Source organism: Streptomyces kurssanovii, from assembly GCF_040677245.1.
GTDB classification, from domain to species: domain Bacteria; phylum Actinomycetota; class Actinomycetes; order Streptomycetales; family Streptomycetaceae; genus Streptomyces; species Streptomyces kurssanovii.
In genome coordinates this window covers 42,398-61,371 of record NZ_JBFAQK010000012.1, presented here as the reverse complement: position 1 = coordinate 61,371, position 18,974 = coordinate 42,398, and the positions used below count along the sequence as shown (strand labels likewise).

Below are 18,974 nucleotides of genomic sequence, written 5' to 3'. Positions count from 1 at the left end.
ACGTCACCACAGGGACGACGGACCGAGTCCGCGTCAGGACGTCGGGGCCGGGGACGGGGTGAGCACGACGAACTCCGCCCCGGCCGGGTCGTTGCACACCGCCAGCCGGCCCACGCCCTCCGCGTCCTCGGGGCCCATCGAGACCGAGCCGCCCTTCTCCCGTACGAGGGCGACCGTGGCGTCGCAGTCCGCGGTGCCGAAGACGGGGTGCCAGTACGGCCGGTTCTCGCCCGACGAGAACATCTGGGGGACGGCCATGATGCCGCCGAACATCCGCTCGGCCGGCTGGTCCTTCGGCGTGACCATCGTGTACGTGCCGCCGTCGCCGGGGAGTTCCATGTCCTGGCCGGACCAGCCGAAGACGGTGCCGTAGAAGGTCTGCGCGGCGGTCGAGTCGGTGGTGTAGAGCTCCACCCAGCCGAGGCTGCCCGGGGCGTCGGCCAGTTGGATGCCGGGGTACGAGCCCGGCTGCCAGACCGCGAACTGGGCGCCTTGCGGGTCGGTGAGCTGCGCGAACCGCCCTTCGTCCGACACCTCGGAGGGCGGGGTGCGCACCGAGCCGCCGGCCTGCTCGACGGCCTTGACGGTGGAGTCGATGTCCGGCGTGTGGAAGTAGACCGTCCAGGCCGGGCGTGCGCCTTCCTCGGTGAGCTGCCCGACCGCTCCGACCACCTTGCCGTCGAGCTGGAACGACTTGTAGCTGCTCGTCTCCTGGTCGAACGACCTGGCCTGCCAGCCGAACACGGCGCCGTAGAAGGCGGCCGCCGCGTCGATGTCGGGGGCGCCCAGATCGAGCCAGCAGGGGGAGCCGGGCACGAAGTCAGTGGTGATCACGCGATTCCCTTTCTCCGGGACTTCCCCGGTCTCTCCCGGGGCCTGCGGTTCAGCCTGGCACCGAGCGTGGGCCCCCGCGCGACGACGCTCCGGCCGCCGTCCGAAGGGCCCGCCGGACCGTCCTGTGGGTGTGCCCGCGAGAAAGTTCGTGAAGTTCTTCACAAGGAAAAGCGTCCCGACGGGCCCATGGAGGCTCCTGGAAGCCCTTTGTGCGCACCTGTTGGGCCCGGACGGGCACATTCGAAGGCGGTCGGCCGACCGCGCCCCCAGAGGGCAAGGGAGGGCGGTCCAGCGGCCCCGCAGCCCTAGGGGCCAGCTCAGAGGGGTGATCAACGTCCCCCGGCGTCCTGTGGTTCCCCCTGGGAACCATGACCTGGGTCACGTGGGCGGCGGAGTGTAGCAGAGTGGCGGCAACACCTTGTGAAGGGGCTCACGAGCGCCCCCTCCGAGGGGGGTGGATACTCGATGGCATGAGCACCACGGAGCGTCCCAGGATCCTCGTTGTAGGCGGTGGGTACGTAGGCCTGTACGCAGCTCGGCGCATTCTCAAGAAGATGCGCTACGGCGAGGCGACCGTCACGGTCGTCGACCCGCGGTCGTACATGACGTACCAGCCCTTCCTCCCCGAAGCTGCTGCCGGCAGCATCTCGCCTCGGCATGTCGTCGTCCCGCTGCGACGCGTGCTGCCCAAGGCAGAGGTTCTCACCGGTCGGGTCACGACCATCGACCAGGACCGCAAGGTCGCGACGGTCTCGCCGCTCGTCGGCGAGGCGTACGAGCTGCCCTTCGACTACCTGGTGATCGCCCTCGGCGCGATCTCCCGTACCTTCCCGATCCCCGGCCTCGCCGAGCAGGGCATCGGCATGAAGGGCATCGAAGAGGCCATCGGCCTGCGCAACCACGTGCTCGAGCAGTTGGACAAGGCCGACTCGACGACCGACGAGGACGTCCGCCGCAAGGCGCTGACCTTCGTCTTCGTCGGCGGTGGCTTCGCCGGCGCCGAGACCATAGGCGAGGTCGAGGACCTGGCCCGTGACGCGGCGAAGTACTACAGCAACGTCAAGCGCGAGGACATGCGTTTCATCCTCGTCGACGCCGCTGACAAGATCCTTCCCGAGGTCGGCCCGAAGCTGGGCAAGTACGGCAAGGAGCACCTCGAGGGCCGTGGGGTCGAGATCTACCTCTCCACCTCCATGGACTCGTGCGTCGACGGCCACGTGGTGCTGAAGAACGGCCTCGAGGTCGACTCCAACACGATCGTGTGGACCGCCGGTGTGAAGCCGAACCCGGCGCTGGCCCGCTACGGCCTGCCGCTCGGCCCCCGCGGCCACGTGGACTGCAGCGAGAAGCTCCAGGTCCAGGGCACCGACTACATCTGGGCCGCCGGCGACAACGCGCAGGTCCCGGACATGGCCGCCCGCAAGGCCGGTGTCGAGAACGCCTGGTGCCCGCCGAACGCCCAGCACGCGCTGCGCCAGGCCAGGGTCCTCGGCGACAACGTCATCTCCGGGATGCGCGGCTTCCCGCAGAAGGACTACGAGCACGCGAACAAGGGTGCGGTCGCCGGTCTCGGCCTGCACAAGGGCGTCGCGATGATCGTCATGGGCAAGATGAAGATCAAGCTCAAGGGCCGGCTCGCCTGGTACATGCACCGTGGCTACCACGGCATGGCCATGCCGACCTGGAACCGCAAGATCCGCGTGTTCGCCGACTGGACGCTCGCGATGTTCCTCAAGCGCGAGGTCGTCTCCCTCGGTGCGATGGAGTCCCCGCGCGAGGAGTTCTACGAGGCGGCCAAGCCGGCTCCGGTCGCCGCCAAGCCGGAGTCCGAGAAGGCCAAGGCCTCCTAGCGGTACCGCTCGCCCTGCCAAGGGGCCGCCCGCCATCCGTGGTGCGGGCGGCCCCTTCGGCGTTCCCGGAGACCTCCGCGTGCGCTCCGCCTGTCCGGCGGCCCGCGCGGCCGCGGGCGGCTGACTCCGACCAGGTACCGTTTCCCGCCTTTTTGCCTGTGCATTGCGTAGTGCGGGGAAGTACACACGGTGGTCATGTTGTTGAGGGAAGGGAACCGTGCAGACCCGCGGCGCGGGACTGCCGGGGCGTTCGTGGGAACCACCGTCACGGAGGTGTGCGCCATGGCCGACGCCGCACTGCGGCTGACCACTCTCGCCGAGGAACTGCTGGGGGCACCGCTCCCGGTCCGCATCCGCGCCTGGGACGGCAGCGAAGCCGGGCCGCCGGGCGCGCCCACCCTCGTCGTACGCCACCGGCGCGCCCTGCGGCGGCTGTTGTGGCGGCCGGGCGAGCTGGGACTCGCACGGGCCTGGGTCGCCGGGGAGGTCGACGTCGACGGCGACCTGTACGAGGCCCTGGACCTGCTCGCCGGGATCTTCTGGGAGCGCGGCGGCGAGCGGCGGAGCGCCGTACGTGCCGTACGCGCCGCGCGTGACCCGAGGCTGCGGGCGGCCGCCCTCGGTCTGCTGAAGCTCGGCGGGCCGCTGCCCCCGCCGGCCCCGCCCGCCGAGGAGGTGCGCCGCCGTACCGGCCCGCTGCACACCAAGCGGCGCGACAAGGAGGCCATCAGCCACCACTACGACGTGGGCAACGACTTCTACGAGCTCGTGCTCGGGCCGTCCATGGTCTACTCGTGCGCCTACTGGGACGAGGCGGGCACCCTGGAGGAGGCCCAGCGCGACAAGCTCGACCTGGTGTGCCGCAAGCTCGGGCTCAAGGAGGGCGACCGGCTCCTCGACGTGGGCTGCGGCTGGGGTTCGATGGCCGTCCACGCCGCCCGCGAGTACGGCGCCAGGGTCACCGGAGTGACCCTCTCCCGCGAGCAGGCCGTCTACGCGCGCAAGCGCATCGCCGACGAGGGTCTCACCGACCGCATCGAGATCCGCGTCCAGGACTACCGGGACGTCAGGGACGGTCCGTACGACGCCATTTCGTCCATCGGCATGGCGGAACACGTCGGCCGGGTCCGCTACCGCGAGTACGCCGACCAGCTGTTCTCGCTCCTCGTGCCGGGTGGCCGGCTGCTCAACCACCAGATCGCCCGCCGCCCGGAGCGGAACGAATCGGCCTACCGGGTCGACGAGTTCATCGACCGCTACGTCTTCCCGGACGGCGAGCTCGCGCCCCTCGGCCGTACCGTCGCCACCCTGGAGGACGCGGGCTTCGAGGTCCGGGACGTCCACGCCATCCGCGAGCACTACGGCCGCACCCTGCGCGCCTGGGTCGCCAACCTGGAGAAGGCGTGGCCCGAGGCCGCGCGGTCCACGTCCGCCGGCCGGGCCCGGGTGTGGCGGCTCTACATGGCCGCCTCCGCCGTCTCGTTCGAGCGCAACAGGATCGGCGTCAACCAGATCCTCGCCGTGCGGTCCCCCGGCAGCGGCGGCTCGGGAGTGCCGCTGCGGAGCCGCGACTGGCGCTGAGGTACCGGCGCCGGGCGTACGACGAAGCGGGGCCCCGTGGGCGCGTGCACAGCACGCGCCCACGGGGCCCCGCCCCTGGGAACCTCTACTCGGTCTTGATCGCCGTCAGCATGTTCAGCTTCGCCGCGCTCCTGGCCGGCCACAGCGCCGCCAGCACACCGACCACACCGGCCAGCAGCAGGAAGATCCCGATCCGGTCCCACGGCATGACCAGCACATAGCCGGGGATCTCCTTGCGGATCGTCTCGCCGATCGCCCAGGCGAGGAACGAGCCGAGACCGATGCCGACCACCGCGCCGAAGACCGAGATCACCACGGCCTCCAGCCGGATCATCCGCTTCACCTTGCCGCGGTCGAGGCCGATCGCCCGCAGCATGCCGATCTCCTGCTGACGCTCGAAGACGGACATCGCCAGGGTGTTGATGACGCCGAGCACCGCGATGATCAGGGCCATCGCCAGCAGTCCGTACATGATGTTCAGCGCCGTGTTGATGAACCCGCCGAACATGTTCCGGATGTCCTGCTGGTCCATCACGCTCATCGCCGGGTTGTCGCCCAGCGCGTCGACCAGCGCCTGCTCGTTCGCCGCACTCGCGCCGCCGTCCATCGTCACCCAGATCTCGGGGATGTACGGCTTCGGCTCGTAGGGGGCGACGACGTCGGTGGCGACCAGGATCGGGGAGAGGAACTCGTTGCCCTTGTAGACGGCGCCGACCGTCAGGTTCTTGGTCTCCTTCCTGCCCTCCTGGCCGAACTCGGCGGGCAGGGTGTCACCGGTCTTCCAGCCGTTCGACTTCGCGGTGTCGTCGTCGACCGCGATCTGTCCCTTGCCGAGCGTGGCGAGCGAGCCGGAGACCGTCTCCAGGTCGAAGACCTTCTCCACGTCACCCGGGGTGACCGCCGAGGCGGAGTGCCACTTGCCCTTGATCTCCATCGAGGACGCCTGCTGCGGGGAGACGGCGCCGACGCCCTCGGCCTTCTCGATCGCGTCGAGCGCCGACTTGTCCAGCGCGCCGCCGCCGGCCATCGAGACCATGTAGTCGGCCCTGATGTTGTCCGTGGTCATCTGGTCGACGGCGCGGCCCATCGTGGCGCCGAGCACCGAGATCCCGGTGACCAGGGTGAGACCGATCGCCAGCGCGGAGGCGGTGGCGCCCGTACGGCGCGGGTTGCGCACCGCGTTCTGCCCGGCGAGCTTGCCCGACACCCCGAACAGACGGTGCAGCAGCGGCCGCACCAGCGCGATCACCGGGCGGGACAGCAGCGGGATCAGGACGATGATGCCGACCAGCGCCAGGAAGGCGCCGCCGCCGATGATCATCCGGCCGTCGGAGCCGGCCGCCGCACCGGCGACGATCGCGGTCGCGCCGAGCAGGGTGAGCACACCACCGATGGTGTTCCGCAGCACCAGCGACTTGGTGGTCGCCACCGCGTGCACGCTGCTCATCGCCGCCACCGGCGGGATCTTCGCGGCCCGGCGGGCGGGCAGCCATGCCGCCAGCACCGTGATCAGCACACCGACGCCCAGGGCGGCGGCCACCGCGGTGGGCGAGACGACCAGCGGTCCCGCGGGCACCTTGGCGCCGAAGGTGCTCATCGCCGACCGCAGACCGGTCGCAAGGCCGAGGCCCAGCACGAAGCCGACCACCGAGGCGACGGCCCCGACGACCAGCGCCTCGAGGATCACCGAGCGCTTGACCTGCCGGCGGGAGGCGCCGACGGCACGCAGCAGCGCCAGCTCCTTGGTGCGCTGGGCGACCAGCATGGTGAAGGTGTTGGCGATCAGGAAGACGCCGACGAACAGGGCGATGGCCGCGAACGCGAGCAGCATCGTGTTCATGTTCGACAGACCGCTCTCGATCTGCTTCGCCTGCTCGTCGGCCAGCTCCTTGCCGGTCTGCGCCTCGGAGTCCTCGGGCAGCAGCGGCTTCACGGCCGCGAGGATCTCGGTGTCGGAGGCGCCGGCCTCGGAGGTCACGGTGACGTCCGAGAAGTACCCGGGCCGAAGGTAGAGCTGCTGGGCCACGGCGGTGTCGAAGAGGACCAGGCTGCCGCCCGCGTTGACCGCGCCGTCCTCGGTGGTGAAGACACCGGCGAGGGTGTACTCCTTCACCGGGCCGTTGGTGGCCACCCGTACGGTGTCGCCGACCTGGTACCCGCCCTTGGCGGCGGAGTCCTTGTCGAGGGCGATCTCGCCGTCCTCGCGCGGCCCCTCACCGGTGGTGAAGGTGTACGCGGCGTCCTTGCCGTCCTTGCCGGGGGCGAAGTTCGCGCCGGTGTTGGACCAGCCGTTGCCGATGAGCTTGCCGTCCTGGTCGGCGACGCCGGCGAAGCCGGAGACCCGGCCGGAGGCGGAGGCGACGCCGTCGACGCCCCGGATCTTCTCCAGGGTCTTCTCGTCGATGCCGGCGTCCTTCGTGGCCTCGCTCGGATCGATGTAGGTCGTCACGGCGACCGCGACCTTGTCGTAGCTCTTGGCGGACTGGTTGCGGTAGGCGTTGCCGAGGGTGTCGGTGAAGACCAGGGTGCCGGAGACGAAGGCCACGCCGAGCATCACGGCGAGCACGGTCATCAGCAGCCTGGCCTTGTGCGCGAGCACATTGCGCAGGGCGGTACGGAACATGTGGGTGTCCTGGGAACGGGCACCGGCGTCCTCGCGGGCGGCCCGGCGGGGGCCGGCCGTGGGCCGGGCGGTGACAGGTGAGGTCTTGAGGGGGCGCGCGGGGCAGGGGCGCGTGGCGCGCGGCCGCGGGGGCGTGCCGCGGGAGCGCCCGGGGCGGGCGCGCCGGCCCTGGGCGGGGACGGGCCGGGAGCGGCCCGGAGACGTCAGCTCGTGCGGCCCTTGGCGTCGAAGGCCTTCATCCGGTCGAGGACGCCGTCCGCGGACGGGCTGTGCATCTCGTCGACGATCGCGCCGTCCGCCAGGAAGATCACCCGGTCGGCGTAGGAGGCGGCCACCGGGTCGTGCGTCACCATGACCACGGTCTGGCCGAGCTCGCGCACCGAGTTGCGCAGGAAGCCGAGCACCTCGGCGCCGGACCGCGAGTCGAGGTTTCCGGTCGGCTCGTCACCGAAGATGATCTCCGGCCGGGAGGCGAGGGCGCGGGCGACGGCGACGCGCTGCTGCTGGCCGCCCGAGAGCTGGGTCGGCCGGTGACCGAGCCTGTCACGCAGGCCCACCATGTCGATGACCCGCTCCAGCCACTCCCGGTCGGGCTTACGGCCCGCGATGTCCATGGGCAGCGTGATGTTCTCCATCGCGGTCAGCGTCGGCAGCAGGTTGAACGCCTGGAAGATGAAGCCGATCTTGTCGCGGCGCAGCTGCGTCAGCTGCTTGTCCTTCAGGCTGCCGAGCTCGGTCTCGCCGATGCGCACGGAGCCGGAGCTGAAGGAGTCCAGACCGGCGACGCAGTGCATCAGCGTCGACTTGCCGGAGCCGGACGGGCCCATGATCGCGGTGAACTCGGCCTGCCGGAAGTCGACGCTCACATGGTTCAGCGCGACCACCTGGGTCTCGCCCTGTCCGTACACCTTGGACAGGTCCGTGGCGCGGGCGGCCACTGCGGTGGCGCGGTGAGCGATGGGGGTGGTGGTCACGAGGGGAGCTCCTGTCGGGGGTGTGCCGTGCTGACTCCACCATCCTGTCCGCGCCGGCGCCGGGAATCGTCAGTCCCGGTGCCCGTTCCCGGGGCCCTCTCCGGTCGGACCGGGCGGCCCGCTCCTCCTCCTTGGGTATGACGGCGCCCCTGAGAGAAGAGGGGGGCCACGGAGGGCGCTTTTACGTCATTCCCGGGGGCCCGGGGCAGCGGCCGCAGGCGGTACGAGGGGGGTGGGAACGCACCCCGACCTGGCCTGACGCTCCCTCAGGAGTCAATGGAACAAGACAAGATCGGGCCATCGCCCCGATGGCGAGTCGATCTGCACCGATAGGCTCGGGTGCCAACGCGGAGCCCTCGCGCCACGCCCGGGTGGTGGAATGCAGACACGGCGAGCTTAAACCTCGCTGCCCCTCGGGGCGTGCCGGTTCAAGTCCGGCTCCGGGCACCTCGACGCCCCGTCGCCCGGCACACGGTCACCCTCCGCGGGAGCCCCGTGCCGTGCTCCACTGTCACGATCCCGGAAAGATCCTCCCCGAGCACTAGAGTGTTCGCTTTGCTTCCGCATTACTCTTGACTTCTAGGCCGCGCACGGTGGCCAAGGAGGAGTGAGATGAGGAGCAGCAACCCGGTCTTCTCGCGACGGGGGTTCAGCCGCGACAACGGCTACGCCGGCTTCAACGCGCAGCAGCAGCCGCAGGCCGGGGGCCCCGCCGTAGGAACCAACCCCTACGCACAGGGCGCCGGCAACCCTTACGCGACCAACCCCTACGCCCCGGCGGACACCCAGTACGGCGCCCCCGCGCCCGTCCGCACGGACGCCATGACGATGGACGACGTCGTCACGCGCACCGGCATGACGCTGGGCACCGTGGTCATCGGTGCGGTCCTCGCCTGGGCCGTCCTGCCGGTTTCCCCCAGCAGCTACGGCATCGCCATCGGCTCGGCCCTCGTGGCCTTCGTCCTGGCGATCGTCCAGTCCTTCAAGCGCACTCCGTCCCCCGCGCTGATCCTGAGCTACGCGGCCTTCGAGGGCATCTTCCTCGGCGTGATCAGCGAGATGTACAACAGCCGCTGGGACGGCGCGCCCTTCCAGGCGGTGCTCGGCACCATGGCCGTCACCGGCGCCATGCTGGTCGTGTACAAGCAGCGCTGGATCCGGGTCACCGCGCGGTACGCCCGCATCGGCATGACCATCGCGATCGCCTTCATCGCCGTGATGGCGGTGAACCTGCTGCTCGTGGTCTTCGGCGTCGCCGAGGACGGCGGTCTGCGCAGCTTCGGGCCGCTCGGCGCGATCGTGGGCATCCTGGCCATCCTGATCGGCTGCTTCTTCCTCACCCTGAACTTCAAGGAGATCGAGGACGGCATCACCTACGGCGCGCCGCGCCAGGAGTCCTGGCTGGCCGCCTTCGGCCTGACCGTGACGCTGGTGTGGATCTACCTGGAGATGCTGCGTCTGGTGGCGATCTTCAGCGGCGACGACTAGTCGGCGCGGCGGCCGGGGCCACCGGTCGCACGAAGGGCCCGCAGGCACTGCCTGCGGGCCCTTCCTCGTGTGCGGCACCTGAGGCCACTAGAGCAGCTTGCGCGCGGCCCGCCTCAGGTCGTACTCGTGGATGATCGCTTTCGCATGTCCGTACGCGAGGTTGTGCTCGCCCCGGAGCCAGCTGACCTTCTCCTCGAAATTGAAGAGAGACGGTCCTTCGTCGACGGTGCGGAGCCAGTCGGAGATGTCACGACCGGTGCACTCGGGGATTCGGGAGAGCAGATTTCGGTGGGTCTGTTCGGAGAAGACTTGGGACATCGGCGCCTCCGGACGCATTGCGCGTGTGCTCTTCACGCCACCGTGCCTGAGCGTGCGCGTATTGGCAACAGTCCCGGGAGGGCGCGTAGGGTCGCGGCGTGCTTGATACGACGGGATTCATCGCCGCGGCGGACCGCTTCGCGGACCGTCTGCGGGCCGCGCCGCAGAGCCGGCTCCAGCGGGGCGCGGCGGCGGAGGCACTGGCTCTGGCCAGGGAACTGGCGAAAAGGGCGCAGCGGATCGAGGAGCCCGGGCGGGAGCCGAGGATCATGCCCGACGCGGGGGTGTTCGCGGTCGCGGACCAGTTGATGGTGGCCGCTCACGATCTGGCCGAAGCGCTTCGGCCGGCGCCGGACGCGTCAAGGGAAATGGACGAGGCGACCGCGCTGGTGCGGTCCGCCGCCGACCGCTCGGGGCTGTAGCGACCGGGCGGCGCCCCCGGAACACGGGGGCGGGCAGGCGGGGCGGCCGGGCTCAGTGGGAGGCGATCACACGGTCGGCGAGGATGTACACGCTCTCGTCGCCGCAGGAGAACGTCAGGGCGTACGCGCCCGACACACCGGAACCGCCCAGCAGCACCGGCGCGGTGCCCGCGCGCAGCGCGTCAGCGAGGCGCTCCGCCGTCTCCCGGTGGCCCGGGGTCATGCACAGGGTCGTGCCGTCGGCGAAGACGTACACGTCCAGGGTGCCCAGCGGGCCGGGGCGGACGTCGGCCAGCTCGGTGCCGGTCTCCGCCAGCTCCTCGAGCTTCGACACGGTGCGCTCGTGGTCGGTGACGACAGGCGTCTGGACCGGCACGAAGTCGGGGTGGGAAGGGTGCCGGCGGCGGGCGGCGGCCAGCTCGGGGGAGTCCTCAGCGAACTCGGTGACCTCGGGGAGGTCGGCCATCTCGTCGAACCCGTCGACGCCGTCCAGATCCAGCGACTCCAGGTCCGTCGACTCGAGGCCCATGGACTCCAGGCCCACGAAGTCGGCCTGGCGCGGGACGTAGAACGGCGGGATCTCGTCGCCGATGCCCGACAGGCCGCCGAGCGCGGACGCCGACGCGGAGCCGGAACCGGAGCCGTCACCGGAGTAGCGGGCGGAGGCGTCCGCCGCGTCACGCGCCTCCTGCGCGGCCCAGAAGGCCCGCGCCTCGGCCAGCTCGCGCTCCCGCTCCTCGGCGAGCGCCTCCGCGACGGCCGCGCGTATCTCGGCGGCATCGCTGGTGCGGGCCTGGGGCACGGAGGCGGTACGGGCGGGCCCGGACGCCTCGGCGAGCTCGCTGCGCAGGGCGGCCACCTGCTGACGGAGCCCGTGGGCGGCGTGCAGGGCAGCGGCGCCCACGGCCGTGGCGGCGGCCGTGGTCAGCAGCAGGGCAAGAGACATGGCGCTCACTGACTTACTCCCGGTTTCAATCGGATCCCCCGACTTCTACATCAGCTTGCGATGAACCCGCGCACTCTGTCAGTGCATTACGTCACCAATTGGACAGGACTTTGGGCCCGGCGTTTACCGGCGGATCGGCCCTGACCTGCAAAAAGGGGTCTCCCCCAGGAGATAGGTCACATCCTGGGGGAGATTCAGTCACGAACTGAGATCCACGGTGGGCCCGAGCCCGTGCCCGGACCACCGCTGCGGGCAGGTGCCGCCCTCATACCTCGGGCTCAGTTCAGCCGCTCGCGTTGTCGGTCGCGTTCGCTTCGCCACCGCTGCGGGCAGGTGCCGCCCTCGTACCTCGGGCGACTCCTACCCTCCGCTACGGCTCAGCTCAGCCGCTCGATGACCATCGCCATGCCCTGGCCGCCGCCCACGCACATCGTCTCGAGGCCGAACTGCTTGTCGTGGAACTGGAGGCTGTTGATCAGCGTGCCCGTGATCCGCGCGCCGGTCATGCCGAAGGGGTGGCCGACCGCGATCGCGCCGCCGTTGACGTTGACCTTGTCGAGGTCGAAGCCGAGGTCGCGGTACGACGGGATGACCTGCGCGGCGAACGCCTCGTTGATCTCGACCAGGTCGATGTCCGAGGTGGTCAGGCCGGCGCGCCGCAGCGCCTGCTTCGACGCCTCGACCGGGCCGAGGCCCATGATCTCGGGGGAGAGGCCGGAGACGCCGGTGGAGACGATCCGGGCGAGCGGCGTGAGACCGAGCTCGCGGGCCTTGGTGTCGCTCATGATGACGAGCGCGGCGGCGCCGTCGTTCAGCGGGCAGCAGTTGGCGGCGGTGACCAGACCGTCGGGGCGGAAGACGGGCTTGAGGCCCTGGACGCCCTCGAGGGTGACTCCGGCACGCGGACCGTCGTCCTTGCTGACGACCGTGCCGTCGGGGGTGGTCACCGGGGTGATCTCGCGCTCCCAGAAGCCGTTCTTGATGGCTTCCTCCGCGAGGTTCTGCGAGCGGACGCCGAACTCGTCCATGTCCTCGCGGGTGATGCCCTTGAGGCGGGCGAGGTTCTCCGCGGTCTGCCCCATCGCGATGTACGCGTCCGGCACCAGGCCGTCCTCGCGCGGGTCGTGCCATGTCGAGCCCTCGGTCTCGGCGACGGCGGCCGTGCGGGCCTCAGCCTCGGCGAAGAACGGGTTGTGCGTGTCCGGCAGGCTGTCGGAGTTCCCCTTCACGAAGCGGGACACCATCTCGACACCCGCCGAGATGAAGACGTCGCCCTCGCCGGCCTTGATGGCGTGCAGCGCCATCCGGGAGGTCTGGAGCGAGGAGGAGCAGTAGCGGGTGACGGTGCAGCCGGGGAGGTGGTCCATCCCCATCTGCACGGCCACGATGCGGCCCAGGTTGTTGCCCTGCTCGCCGCCGGGGAGGCCGCAGCCGAGCATCAGGTCGTCGATGTCACGCGGGTCGAGCTCGGGCACCTTGGCGAGCGCGGCCTTGATGATCTCGGCGGTCAGGTCGTCGGGGCGGACGTCCTTGAGCGAGCCCTTGAAGGCCCGGCCGATCGGGGAACGGGCGGCAGAGACGATCACGGCTTCGGGCATCACGGCTCCATGAGGGGAAGACGGAAGGGCTGGTTGGGAAGTTACCCGTACGTACCGCGCGGGTCACTGCACGGATGGTGTGATGCGGGCCTCTTTTCTAAGCGGGCGCTTGCTTATGTCCCCTCCCGGCTTGCCCATCCCCACCCAGGGTGGTCCTGAAACCGATGCTTCGCCCTGATTCCGTCCCCGGCCTTCCCGCCCCGCCGGCCGGCCGTCGCCCAGCCCTGCCGGCAGGCGGCAAGCGCGTACGCCGGGACCTGCCGGCAGGCGCAAGCGCGCGTACCCCAGGACCTGCCGTACCTCGCTGAAGCAGCTCGCGTACGGCAGGTCCTGGTGGCGGCCGGGTCCCCTCAGTGCGTGGGGCCCGCGTGGCCCCTGGCGGGTTCCGCGTGGGTGGTGGCGGGGGACGCGGTCTCCGCGGCAGGAGGCAGGCGACGGCGACGGCGGTGCTTGAGCAGGGCCCAGGGCGCGCGGGCGCCCGTGACCTCCGTGCCCGCCTCGGACGCGGCCGTCGCGGCCGCCCGGGCCACCGGCAGCATGTCCTCGTCCCGGTCCGCGTCCAGCACGTCGGTCTCAGGCCACAGGCCGAGCACCGCGCACAGCGTCGGCAGCATCGCCATGGCCGCCGTCGCGTAGCCCTCGGCCGACGGGTGGTAGCTGTCCACGCCGAACATCTCCCGAGGGTTCGCCGCGAACTCGGGGCCGAGCAGATCGCCCAGCGAGACCGTCCGCCCGCCCTGTTCGACCACCACGATCGTCTGGGCCGCGGCCAGCTGCCGGCTCACACGGCGGGCCATCCAGCGCAGCGGCTGGTAGACCGGCTCGATCGTCCCGAGGTCGGGGCAGGTGCCGACGACCACCTCCGCGCCCGCCGTCCGCAGTCTGCGGACGGCGGCGGCCAGGTAGCGCACGGACTCCGTCGGCGGCATCCGGTGGGTGACGTCGTTGGCGCCGATCATGATCACGCACACGTCCGGGGTCCGTGACCGGTCCGCGAGCAGTTGCGTCACCTGCCGCTCGAGGTCGTCGGACCGTGCCCCCGGCAGCGCGATGTTGCGGACCTCCACCGGCCGCTCCGCCACCGCCGCCAGCCCGGACGCCAGCAGCGCTCCCGGGGTCTGGCCCGCCCTGCGCACACCCTGGCCGGCCGCGGTCGAGTCGCCGAGGACGCCGAGATGCAGCGGGTTCTCCCGGCCGAAGGCCAGCCCGTAGAGACCGTCGCCGCGCGGAGGGATGGGTGCCCGGCCCCCGCCGACCGTGCGTTTGGCCAGCTGGACCTCGGCCAGCACCAGGCCCACCGCCGCCGCCCCGAGCAGCCCGATGCTGCCCCCGCCGTATGCCGCGCCGGCCGCGATGCGCCGCGCCACCCTCGCTCTCGACACAGTCCGTGCCACCTCCTCGCAACCCACCGGGGCCGCAGCCTCGTGTGCTGCGGCCCTCGCAGGCGTCGTCGCCGTACATGAGCTAACTGCCCCGTAGCGACCGTCGCCCAATCCCGCGGCCGCCCGCTTACGCTGGGCGAACCATCACGGAGACCCCGGAGAACATTGTGCGTATCCACAATTCGATGATCAGCCTTGTCGGCGACACCCCGCTGGTGAAGCTGAACAGCGTGACCGCAGGCATTTCGGCGACCGTCCTGGCCAAGGTCGAGTACTTCAACCCCGGCGGGTCGGTGAAGGACCGCATCGCGCTGCGGATGATCGAGGCGGCGGAGGAGAGCGGCGCGCTCCAGCCCGGCGGCACGATCGTCGAGCCGACGAGCGGCAACACCGGCGTCGGACTTGCCATCGTGGCCCAGCAGAAGGGCTACAAGTGCATCTTCGTCTGCCCCGACAAGGTGTCCACGGACAAGATCAATGTGCTGCGCGCCTACGGTGCCGAGGTCGTCGTCTGCCCCACGGCCGTCGACCCCGAGCACCCGGACTCGTACTACAACGTCTCCGACCGGCTGGTGCGTGAGACGCCCGGCGCCTGGAAGCCGGACCAGTACTCCAACCCCAACAACCCGCGCTCCCACTACGAGACCACCGGGCCCGAGCTGTGGGACCAGACGGACGGGCGGATCACGCACTTCGTCGCGGGCGTCGGTACCGGCGGCACGATCTCCGGCACCGGGCGGTACCTGAAGGAGGTCAGCGACGGCAAGGTCAAGATCGTCGGCGCGGACCCCGAGGGTTCCGTCTACTCCGGCGGCTCGGGCCGTCCTTATCTCGTCGAGGGCGTCGGCGAGGACTTCTGGCCCTCCGCGTACGACCGGACCGTGACCGACGAGATCGTCGCCGTGTCCGACAAGGACTCCTTCCAGATGACGCGCCGCCTCGCCAAGGAGGAGGGCCTCCTGGTGGGCGGCTCCTGCGGCATGGCGGTCGTCGCCGCGCTGCGCGTCGCGGAGCGGCTCGGTCCGGACGATGTCGTCGTCGTCCTGCTGCCGGACAGCGGCCGCGGCTACCTGAGCAAGATCTTCAACGACGAGTGGATGGCCGATTACGGCTTCCTGGAGGGCGAGGGCGTCGCGAACGTCGGCGACGTCCTGCGCGACAAGGAGCACGGCGGCATCCCCAGCCTGGTGCACATGCACCCGGAGGAGACCGTCGGCCAGGCCATCGAGGTGCTGCGCGAGTACGGCGTCTCCCAGATGCCGATCGTCAAGCCGGGCGCGGGCCACCCGGACGTGATGGCCGCGGAGGTCATCGGGTCCGTCGTCGAACGTGAGCTGCTGGACGCCCTGTTCACCCAGCGCGCGTCGCTCGGCGACCCGCTGGAGAAGCACATGTCCGCACCGCTGCCGCAGGTCGGCTCCGGCGAACCGGTCGGCGACCTGATGTCGGTGCTCGGGACGGCGGACGCGGCGATCGTGCTGGTCGAGGGCAAGCCCACCGGCGTGGTGAGCCGTCAGGACCTGCTGGCGTTCCTCGCCAAGGGCGCCAAGTAGCAGGCCGGGAAAGGCCTTTGCGGACGACTGTCGCGCAATCGGTACGAGCGCGTCACGTACGCGCAGCACCCGCTTAACACGCGTACGGCACATTGGTGGATGTCGGCGGGGAGACCGGGCAGGTAACCCGGCCGGCACCACTGGCGGCGTCACAGGACTTCCGGAGCGGCTCCCGGACTCCCAGGACGCCCCGGACACGGAACCCGGTCCTGACCCGGCCCGTGTCCCTCGCGGGGACCGCCGTCGTCCCGCCCCCCGGCCCTCGGGCAGGGGGTGCGGCGGTCCCCGCGCACAGTCTTCGCGCCCCGTGCGCAGGCCGCCCGATCGCTGCGGTGCCGTGGCGGTGCCGTGGCGGTGACGGCCGCTCAGCCCTCCCAGTCGGAGCCGGTGCTCCGTGACCCGCGCTGCCACGGCCACCCGTGGGCGGCGTGGGCCACGTTCACCCCGACGATGCCGAGCCAGGTGACGACCAGACCGGGCAGGTCGGCGTTGGCGACGCCGATCGCGGAGAGCGGGATGGCGAGGACCATCGTGATGATGCCGAAGCCGAAACGCTCCCCGAAGCTGTCCGCGGAGCGCTGCCGGCCCGGGCTGCGGGCGGCGCTCGTCCGCTGCTCGGCCAGCTGCCGCCTGACACGGCGGTCGACCGTGGTGTCGAGCCGCTCCTCGACCTTCTCCAGGAAGGATTCGACGAGCGCGGAGTCGTACTCCTCGCCCAGTTCGCGCCGGGCGTGGAGGGTGGCGTCGAGCTCCTTCTTGAGCTCAGGGTCACGGGCTTCCATGGGACCGAAGCTACGGCCGGGCGGGCCACCGGGTCACTGGGGACAGCCCCCCTCTTCACCCCGGGGACAACGGGAGACGGCCGTCGCGCTGTGACACCATGTGCGGTCGGACTGCCGTCGGACGCAGGCCGGTTCGCAGGGGGAGACGACCATGAGCACAGAAAGCACCGCACCGGCCGCCGAGTACGCCCTCGGCGGGCTGCACCACGTCCAGCTGGCCGTCCCGCCGGGGTCGGAGGACCTCTGCCGCCGGTTCTGGGGTGACGTGCTGGGCATGACCGAGCTGGAGAAGCCCCCGGTGCTGGCCGCCCGCGGCGGCTGCTGGTTCCGCGGCGGCGGTCTCGAGGTCCACCTCGGTGTCGAACAGGACTTCGCACCCGCCCGCAAGGCGCACCCCGGCATCCTCGTCCGTTCGCTGCGTGCCCTCGCCGAGCGGCTCGAGGAGTGCGGACACGAGGTGACGTGGGACGGCGAATTCCCCGGACACGACCGCTTCTACGCCCACGACAACGTCGGCAACCGGCTGGAGTTCATGGAGCCGCGGGCCGCGTCCTGAACGGCTCCCGTGTGCCTCGCCTTGCCCGGCTTGCATATCGTCATGCAGAGTTCATGGTGAGTGAATAGGACGACCGATGAGCGGGCCGGACGAGGGGGATGGCATGAGCGACAGCCCTGCCGCACGACTGCAGCAGCTGTTCGAGGGGCACCGGCTCACCCCCACCCAGCGTCGCATCGCGCACTGCATGGTCCGCCGTGCCGCGGACGTGCCGTTCCTGTCGAGCGTGGAGCTCGCGGAGCTGGCCGGCGTCAGTCAGCCGTCCGTCACCCGGTTCGCCGTCGCGCTCGGTTTCGACGGGTATCCCGCGCTGAGAAGGCATCTGCGCGAGGTCGTCCCGCCGGAGACACCCGACGCCGGCGACGCGTACAACGAGTACCAGCAGGCCGTGCAGGCCGAGATAGAGAATCTGCGGCACCTGGCCGCCGTGCTCGCGGAGCCGGCGCCCGTGGAGCGGGCCGGCCGGCTGCTGGCGGCGTCGCGGCCGCTGCCGGTGCTGGGCCTGCGCGCCGCGTCGTCGCAGGCCAGGGGCTTCGCCTACTTCGCGGCCAAGGTGCACCCGGACGTAAGGCTCCTCGACGAGGGCGGTTCGATGCTCCTCGACCGGATCGACGCGGCGCGGCGGGCGGGCGCGAGCGCGCTGCTCTGCTTCGCCCTGCCGCGCCACCCCAAGGAGGTCGTGGAGGCACTGGCGTACGCCCGCTCCGCGGGTCTGACGGTGGTGACGGTCGCCGACTCGGCGTTCGCCCCGGTCGCCGCCCACAGCGACCTGCTGATCCCGGCCGCCGTAGGCACCGGACTGGCCTTCGACACCGCGTGTGCGCCGATGCTGCTCGGGAGGGTCCTGCTGGAGGCCATGTGCGACGGTCTGCCGGACGCGCAGGCGCGCCTGGAGGACTTCGACGTGCAGGCGGCGGAACGCAGTCTGTTCGCGGAGTGAGCCGTACCGGACCGCTTTCCGTCCCTGCCGGACCGCTTTCCGACGCTGTTTCTCAGACGACACTCATGTACGGCCGCTAGCCTCCGCGCCCACGGATCGGATCTGCTGGAGGGAGCACGGACGTGGGGCGCGGGACGCAGTCGCTGGCGCGGGTGGCGGTGGTCGTGAGAGCGGGGGCGGCGCCCCTGTGGTGGCTGGGGGTCCTGGCCGCCGGGACCGGGCTGCTGCTGCCCGGACTCACCGGACGCCGCATCGGGGTTCTGGCCGGGGCGGCGCTGTTCCTCGTCACCGCCGCCGTGGTCGCTCTCGTACGCCGCCGCCGGTACACGCATCTCGCGGACTGCGCGACCCGTGCCGGCCGGCACGACGTCCTCCAGGACCGCCGGGTGACGCTGCGGGTGGTGCGGCGGGCACGGCGCTGGTGGCTGCTGCTCGCCTTCGTGGCCGCCGTGGCGAGTTCCCTGGTGCTGCCCGGCGCGGGCGGTGCGGTGCTCGCCGGTGCGGGAGCCGGCCTGTGGCTCAAGGCCGTGTGGCTGGGGCGGCGCGAACGTGCGGCGGAGACGTTGCTGTGGCTCCGTACGGACCGGCTGGCCGACGGACCGGTCGGCAAGCACGCCAAGGGCTTCCGTACCACCGGCATCGCCGCCGGCGACGCCGCGCCCGGAGGGGCGCGGCGCCGGCGCTGAGGGACGGCTCAGACGTCCAGTTCGGCCTCGATCTTCTTCAGCTGGTGGCGGGCCATCGCCAGGTTCGCGCGGTCCTTGTCCAGCGCCAGGTAGAGGAAGAGACCGTTGGCGCCACGGCCCTTCATCAGGCGGATCAGGTGGTACTGCGTGCCGAGGGTGATGAGGATGTCCTCGATCTCGTCCTTGAGCCCGAGGTGCTCCATCGTGCGCACCTTGGAACGGACCACGTCCGTGTTCCCGGCGGCGGCGACGGTGAGGTCGAATTCCTTGCCGCCGCCGATGGTGCCCAGCGCCATGCCGCTGGTGTAGTCGACGAGTGCGGCGCCGATGGCGCCCTCGATGGTGATGGCTTCCTTCAGCGCTGTTTCGGTGTTGGCCATGGCAGGCGCACTTTCCTTCCGTCGGTTGGTTGTTCCCGCGGTGGTGCGGGTGGAACGGGTG

Annotated in this window: 17 protein-coding genes and 1 tRNA gene; 9 read left to right on the top strand and 9 right to left on the bottom strand. The window is 71.1% G+C overall.

Annotated elements, in window-relative coordinates:
• Positions 1-33: 33 nt before the first annotated feature.
• On the bottom strand, positions 34-834 hold the full coding sequence (locus tag AB0K36_RS11940; RefSeq protein ID WP_364591853.1) for a VOC family protein: 801 nt from the start codon (positions 832-834) through the stop codon (positions 34-36).
• 470 nt (positions 835-1,304) lie between these two features.
• Here AB0K36_RS11940 and AB0K36_RS11935 point away from each other — a divergent pair, with 470 nt between their 5' ends.
• On the top strand, positions 1,305-2,684 hold the full coding sequence (locus tag AB0K36_RS11935; protein WP_364591850.1) for an NAD(P)/FAD-dependent oxidoreductase: 1,380 nt from the start codon (positions 1,305-1,307) through the stop codon (positions 2,682-2,684).
• Between the two features lie 282 nt (positions 2,685-2,966).
• Positions 2,967-4,265, top strand: a complete 1,299-nt coding sequence (locus AB0K36_RS11930; RefSeq protein WP_364591847.1) for a class I SAM-dependent methyltransferase — start codon at positions 2,967-2,969, stop codon at positions 4,263-4,265.
• An 85-nt stretch (positions 4,266-4,350) separates the two neighbouring features.
• On the opposite strand, the gene AB0K36_RS11925 is transcribed toward AB0K36_RS11930, so the two are convergent.
• On the bottom strand, positions 4,351-6,888 hold the full coding sequence (locus AB0K36_RS11925; RefSeq protein ID WP_364591844.1) for an ABC transporter permease: 2,538 nt from the start codon (positions 6,886-6,888) through the stop codon (positions 4,351-4,353).
• Between the two features lie 203 nt (positions 6,889-7,091).
• Positions 7,092-7,862: an ABC transporter ATP-binding protein gene (locus tag AB0K36_RS11920; protein ID WP_189469290.1), complete on the bottom strand. Its 771-nt coding sequence runs from the start codon at positions 7,860-7,862 to the stop codon at positions 7,092-7,094.
• 365 nt (positions 7,863-8,227) lie between these two features.
• Between AB0K36_RS11920 and AB0K36_RS11915 the strand changes: the two genes are divergently transcribed.
• Positions 8,228-8,309: transfer RNA gene (locus tag AB0K36_RS11915), tRNA-Leu, on the top strand.
• A 165-nt stretch (positions 8,310-8,474) separates the two neighbouring features.
• On the top strand, positions 8,475-9,350 hold the full coding sequence (locus AB0K36_RS11910; protein ID WP_364591841.1) for a Bax inhibitor-1/YccA family protein: 876 nt from the start codon (positions 8,475-8,477) through the stop codon (positions 9,348-9,350).
• An 87-nt stretch (positions 9,351-9,437) separates the two neighbouring features.
• Here AB0K36_RS11910 and AB0K36_RS11905 read toward each other — a convergent pair whose 3' ends face one another.
• Positions 9,438-9,668, bottom strand: coding sequence for a DUF4287 domain-containing protein (locus tag AB0K36_RS11905; RefSeq protein ID WP_189469493.1), 231 nt, complete (start codon positions 9,666-9,668; stop codon positions 9,438-9,440).
• Positions 9,669-9,766: 98 nt separating this feature from the next.
• Here AB0K36_RS11905 and AB0K36_RS11900 point away from each other — a divergent pair, with 98 nt between their 5' ends.
• Entirely contained in the window at positions 9,767-10,090 is a 324-nt protein-coding gene (locus AB0K36_RS11900) for a hypothetical protein (protein ID WP_364591838.1), read from the top strand.
• 52 nt (positions 10,091-10,142) lie between these two features.
• Here the strand turns inward: AB0K36_RS11900 and AB0K36_RS11895 are convergent, their stop codons facing one another.
• The 3 genes from AB0K36_RS11895 to AB0K36_RS11885 form a co-directional block, all read right to left on the bottom strand.
• Positions 10,143-11,036, bottom strand: a complete 894-nt coding sequence (locus AB0K36_RS11895; RefSeq protein WP_364592059.1) for a hypothetical protein — start codon at positions 11,034-11,036, stop codon at positions 10,143-10,145.
• A gap of 377 nt (positions 11,037-11,413) precedes the next feature.
• Positions 11,414-12,634, bottom strand: coding sequence for an acetyl-CoA C-acetyltransferase (locus tag AB0K36_RS11890; RefSeq protein WP_364591835.1), 1,221 nt, complete (start codon positions 12,632-12,634; stop codon positions 11,414-11,416).
• A gap of 350 nt (positions 12,635-12,984) precedes the next feature.
• Positions 12,985-14,001, bottom strand: coding sequence for an SGNH/GDSL hydrolase family protein (locus AB0K36_RS11885; protein ID WP_364592056.1), 1,017 nt, complete (start codon positions 13,999-14,001; stop codon positions 12,985-12,987).
• Positions 14,002-14,183: 182 nt separating this feature from the next.
• Between AB0K36_RS11885 and AB0K36_RS11880 the strand changes: the two genes are divergently transcribed.
• Entirely contained in the window at positions 14,184-15,569 is a 1,386-nt protein-coding gene (locus AB0K36_RS11880; RefSeq protein WP_364591832.1) for a cystathionine beta-synthase, read from the top strand.
• Between the two features lie 365 nt (positions 15,570-15,934).
• Here AB0K36_RS11880 and AB0K36_RS11875 read toward each other — a convergent pair whose 3' ends face one another.
• Positions 15,935-16,351 carry a hypothetical protein gene (locus AB0K36_RS11875; RefSeq protein WP_364591829.1) on the bottom strand — a complete coding sequence of 139 codons (417 nt, stop codon included), beginning with the start codon at positions 16,349-16,351 and terminating at the stop codon, positions 15,935-15,937.
• A gap of 151 nt (positions 16,352-16,502) precedes the next feature.
• Here AB0K36_RS11875 and AB0K36_RS11870 point away from each other — a divergent pair, with 151 nt between their 5' ends.
• The 3 genes from AB0K36_RS11870 to AB0K36_RS11860 all read left to right on the top strand — a co-directional run bounded on the left by AB0K36_RS11870 (position 16,503) and on the right by AB0K36_RS11860 (position 18,533).
• The gene (locus AB0K36_RS11870) at positions 16,503-16,907 is read left to right on the top strand and encodes a VOC family protein (RefSeq protein ID WP_364591826.1); all 405 of its coding nucleotides are present in this window, start codon (positions 16,503-16,505) and stop codon (positions 16,905-16,907) included.
• Positions 16,908-17,010: 103 nt separating this feature from the next.
• Entirely contained in the window at positions 17,011-17,847 is an 837-nt protein-coding gene (locus AB0K36_RS11865; protein ID WP_364591823.1) for a MurR/RpiR family transcriptional regulator, read from the top strand.
• 122 nt (positions 17,848-17,969) lie between these two features.
• Positions 17,970-18,533, top strand: a complete 564-nt coding sequence (locus tag AB0K36_RS11860) for a hypothetical protein (protein WP_364591820.1) — start codon at positions 17,970-17,972, stop codon at positions 18,531-18,533.
• An 8-nt stretch (positions 18,534-18,541) separates the two neighbouring features.
• On the opposite strand, the gene AB0K36_RS11855 is transcribed toward AB0K36_RS11860, so the two are convergent.
• On the bottom strand, positions 18,542-18,913 hold the full coding sequence (locus AB0K36_RS11855; RefSeq protein WP_364591817.1) for a hypothetical protein: 372 nt from the start codon (positions 18,911-18,913) through the stop codon (positions 18,542-18,544).
• Between the last annotated feature and the right edge of the window lie 61 nt (positions 18,914-18,974).

What these genes read in the sequence shown, in the direction of transcription:
- AB0K36_RS11905 (WP_189469493.1), bottom strand. Translation starts at nt 9,668, where the DNA reads ATGTCCCAAGTCTTCTCCGAACAGACCCACCGAAATCTGCTCTCCCGA.
- AB0K36_RS11925 (WP_364591844.1), bottom strand. Translation starts at nt 6,888, where the DNA reads ATGTTCCGTACCGCCCTGCGCAATGTGCTCGCGCACAAGGCCAGGCTG.
- AB0K36_RS11930 (WP_364591847.1), top strand. Translation starts at nt 2,967, where the DNA reads ATGGCCGACGCCGCACTGCGGCTGACCACTCTCGCCGAGGAACTGCTG.
- AB0K36_RS11895 (WP_364592059.1), bottom strand. Translation starts at nt 11,036, where the DNA reads ATGTCTCTTGCCCTGCTGCTGACCACGGCCGCCGCCACGGCCGTGGGC.
- AB0K36_RS11870 (WP_364591826.1), top strand. Translation starts at nt 16,503, where the DNA reads ATGAGCACAGAAAGCACCGCACCGGCCGCCGAGTACGCCCTCGGCGGG.
- AB0K36_RS11935 (WP_364591850.1), top strand. Translation starts at nt 1,305, where the DNA reads ATGAGCACCACGGAGCGTCCCAGGATCCTCGTTGTAGGCGGTGGGTAC.
- AB0K36_RS11855 (WP_364591817.1), bottom strand. Translation starts at nt 18,913, where the DNA reads ATGGCCAACACCGAAACAGCGCTGAAGGAAGCCATCACCATCGAGGGC.
- AB0K36_RS11910 (WP_364591841.1), top strand. Translation starts at nt 8,475, where the DNA reads ATGAGGAGCAGCAACCCGGTCTTCTCGCGACGGGGGTTCAGCCGCGAC.
- AB0K36_RS11890 (WP_364591835.1), bottom strand. Translation starts at nt 12,634, where the DNA reads ATGCCCGAAGCCGTGATCGTCTCTGCCGCCCGTTCCCCGATCGGCCGG.
- AB0K36_RS11875 (WP_364591829.1), bottom strand. Translation starts at nt 16,351, where the DNA reads ATGGAAGCCCGTGACCCTGAGCTCAAGAAGGAGCTCGACGCCACCCTC.
- AB0K36_RS11865 (WP_364591823.1), top strand. Translation starts at nt 17,011, where the DNA reads ATGAGCGACAGCCCTGCCGCACGACTGCAGCAGCTGTTCGAGGGGCAC.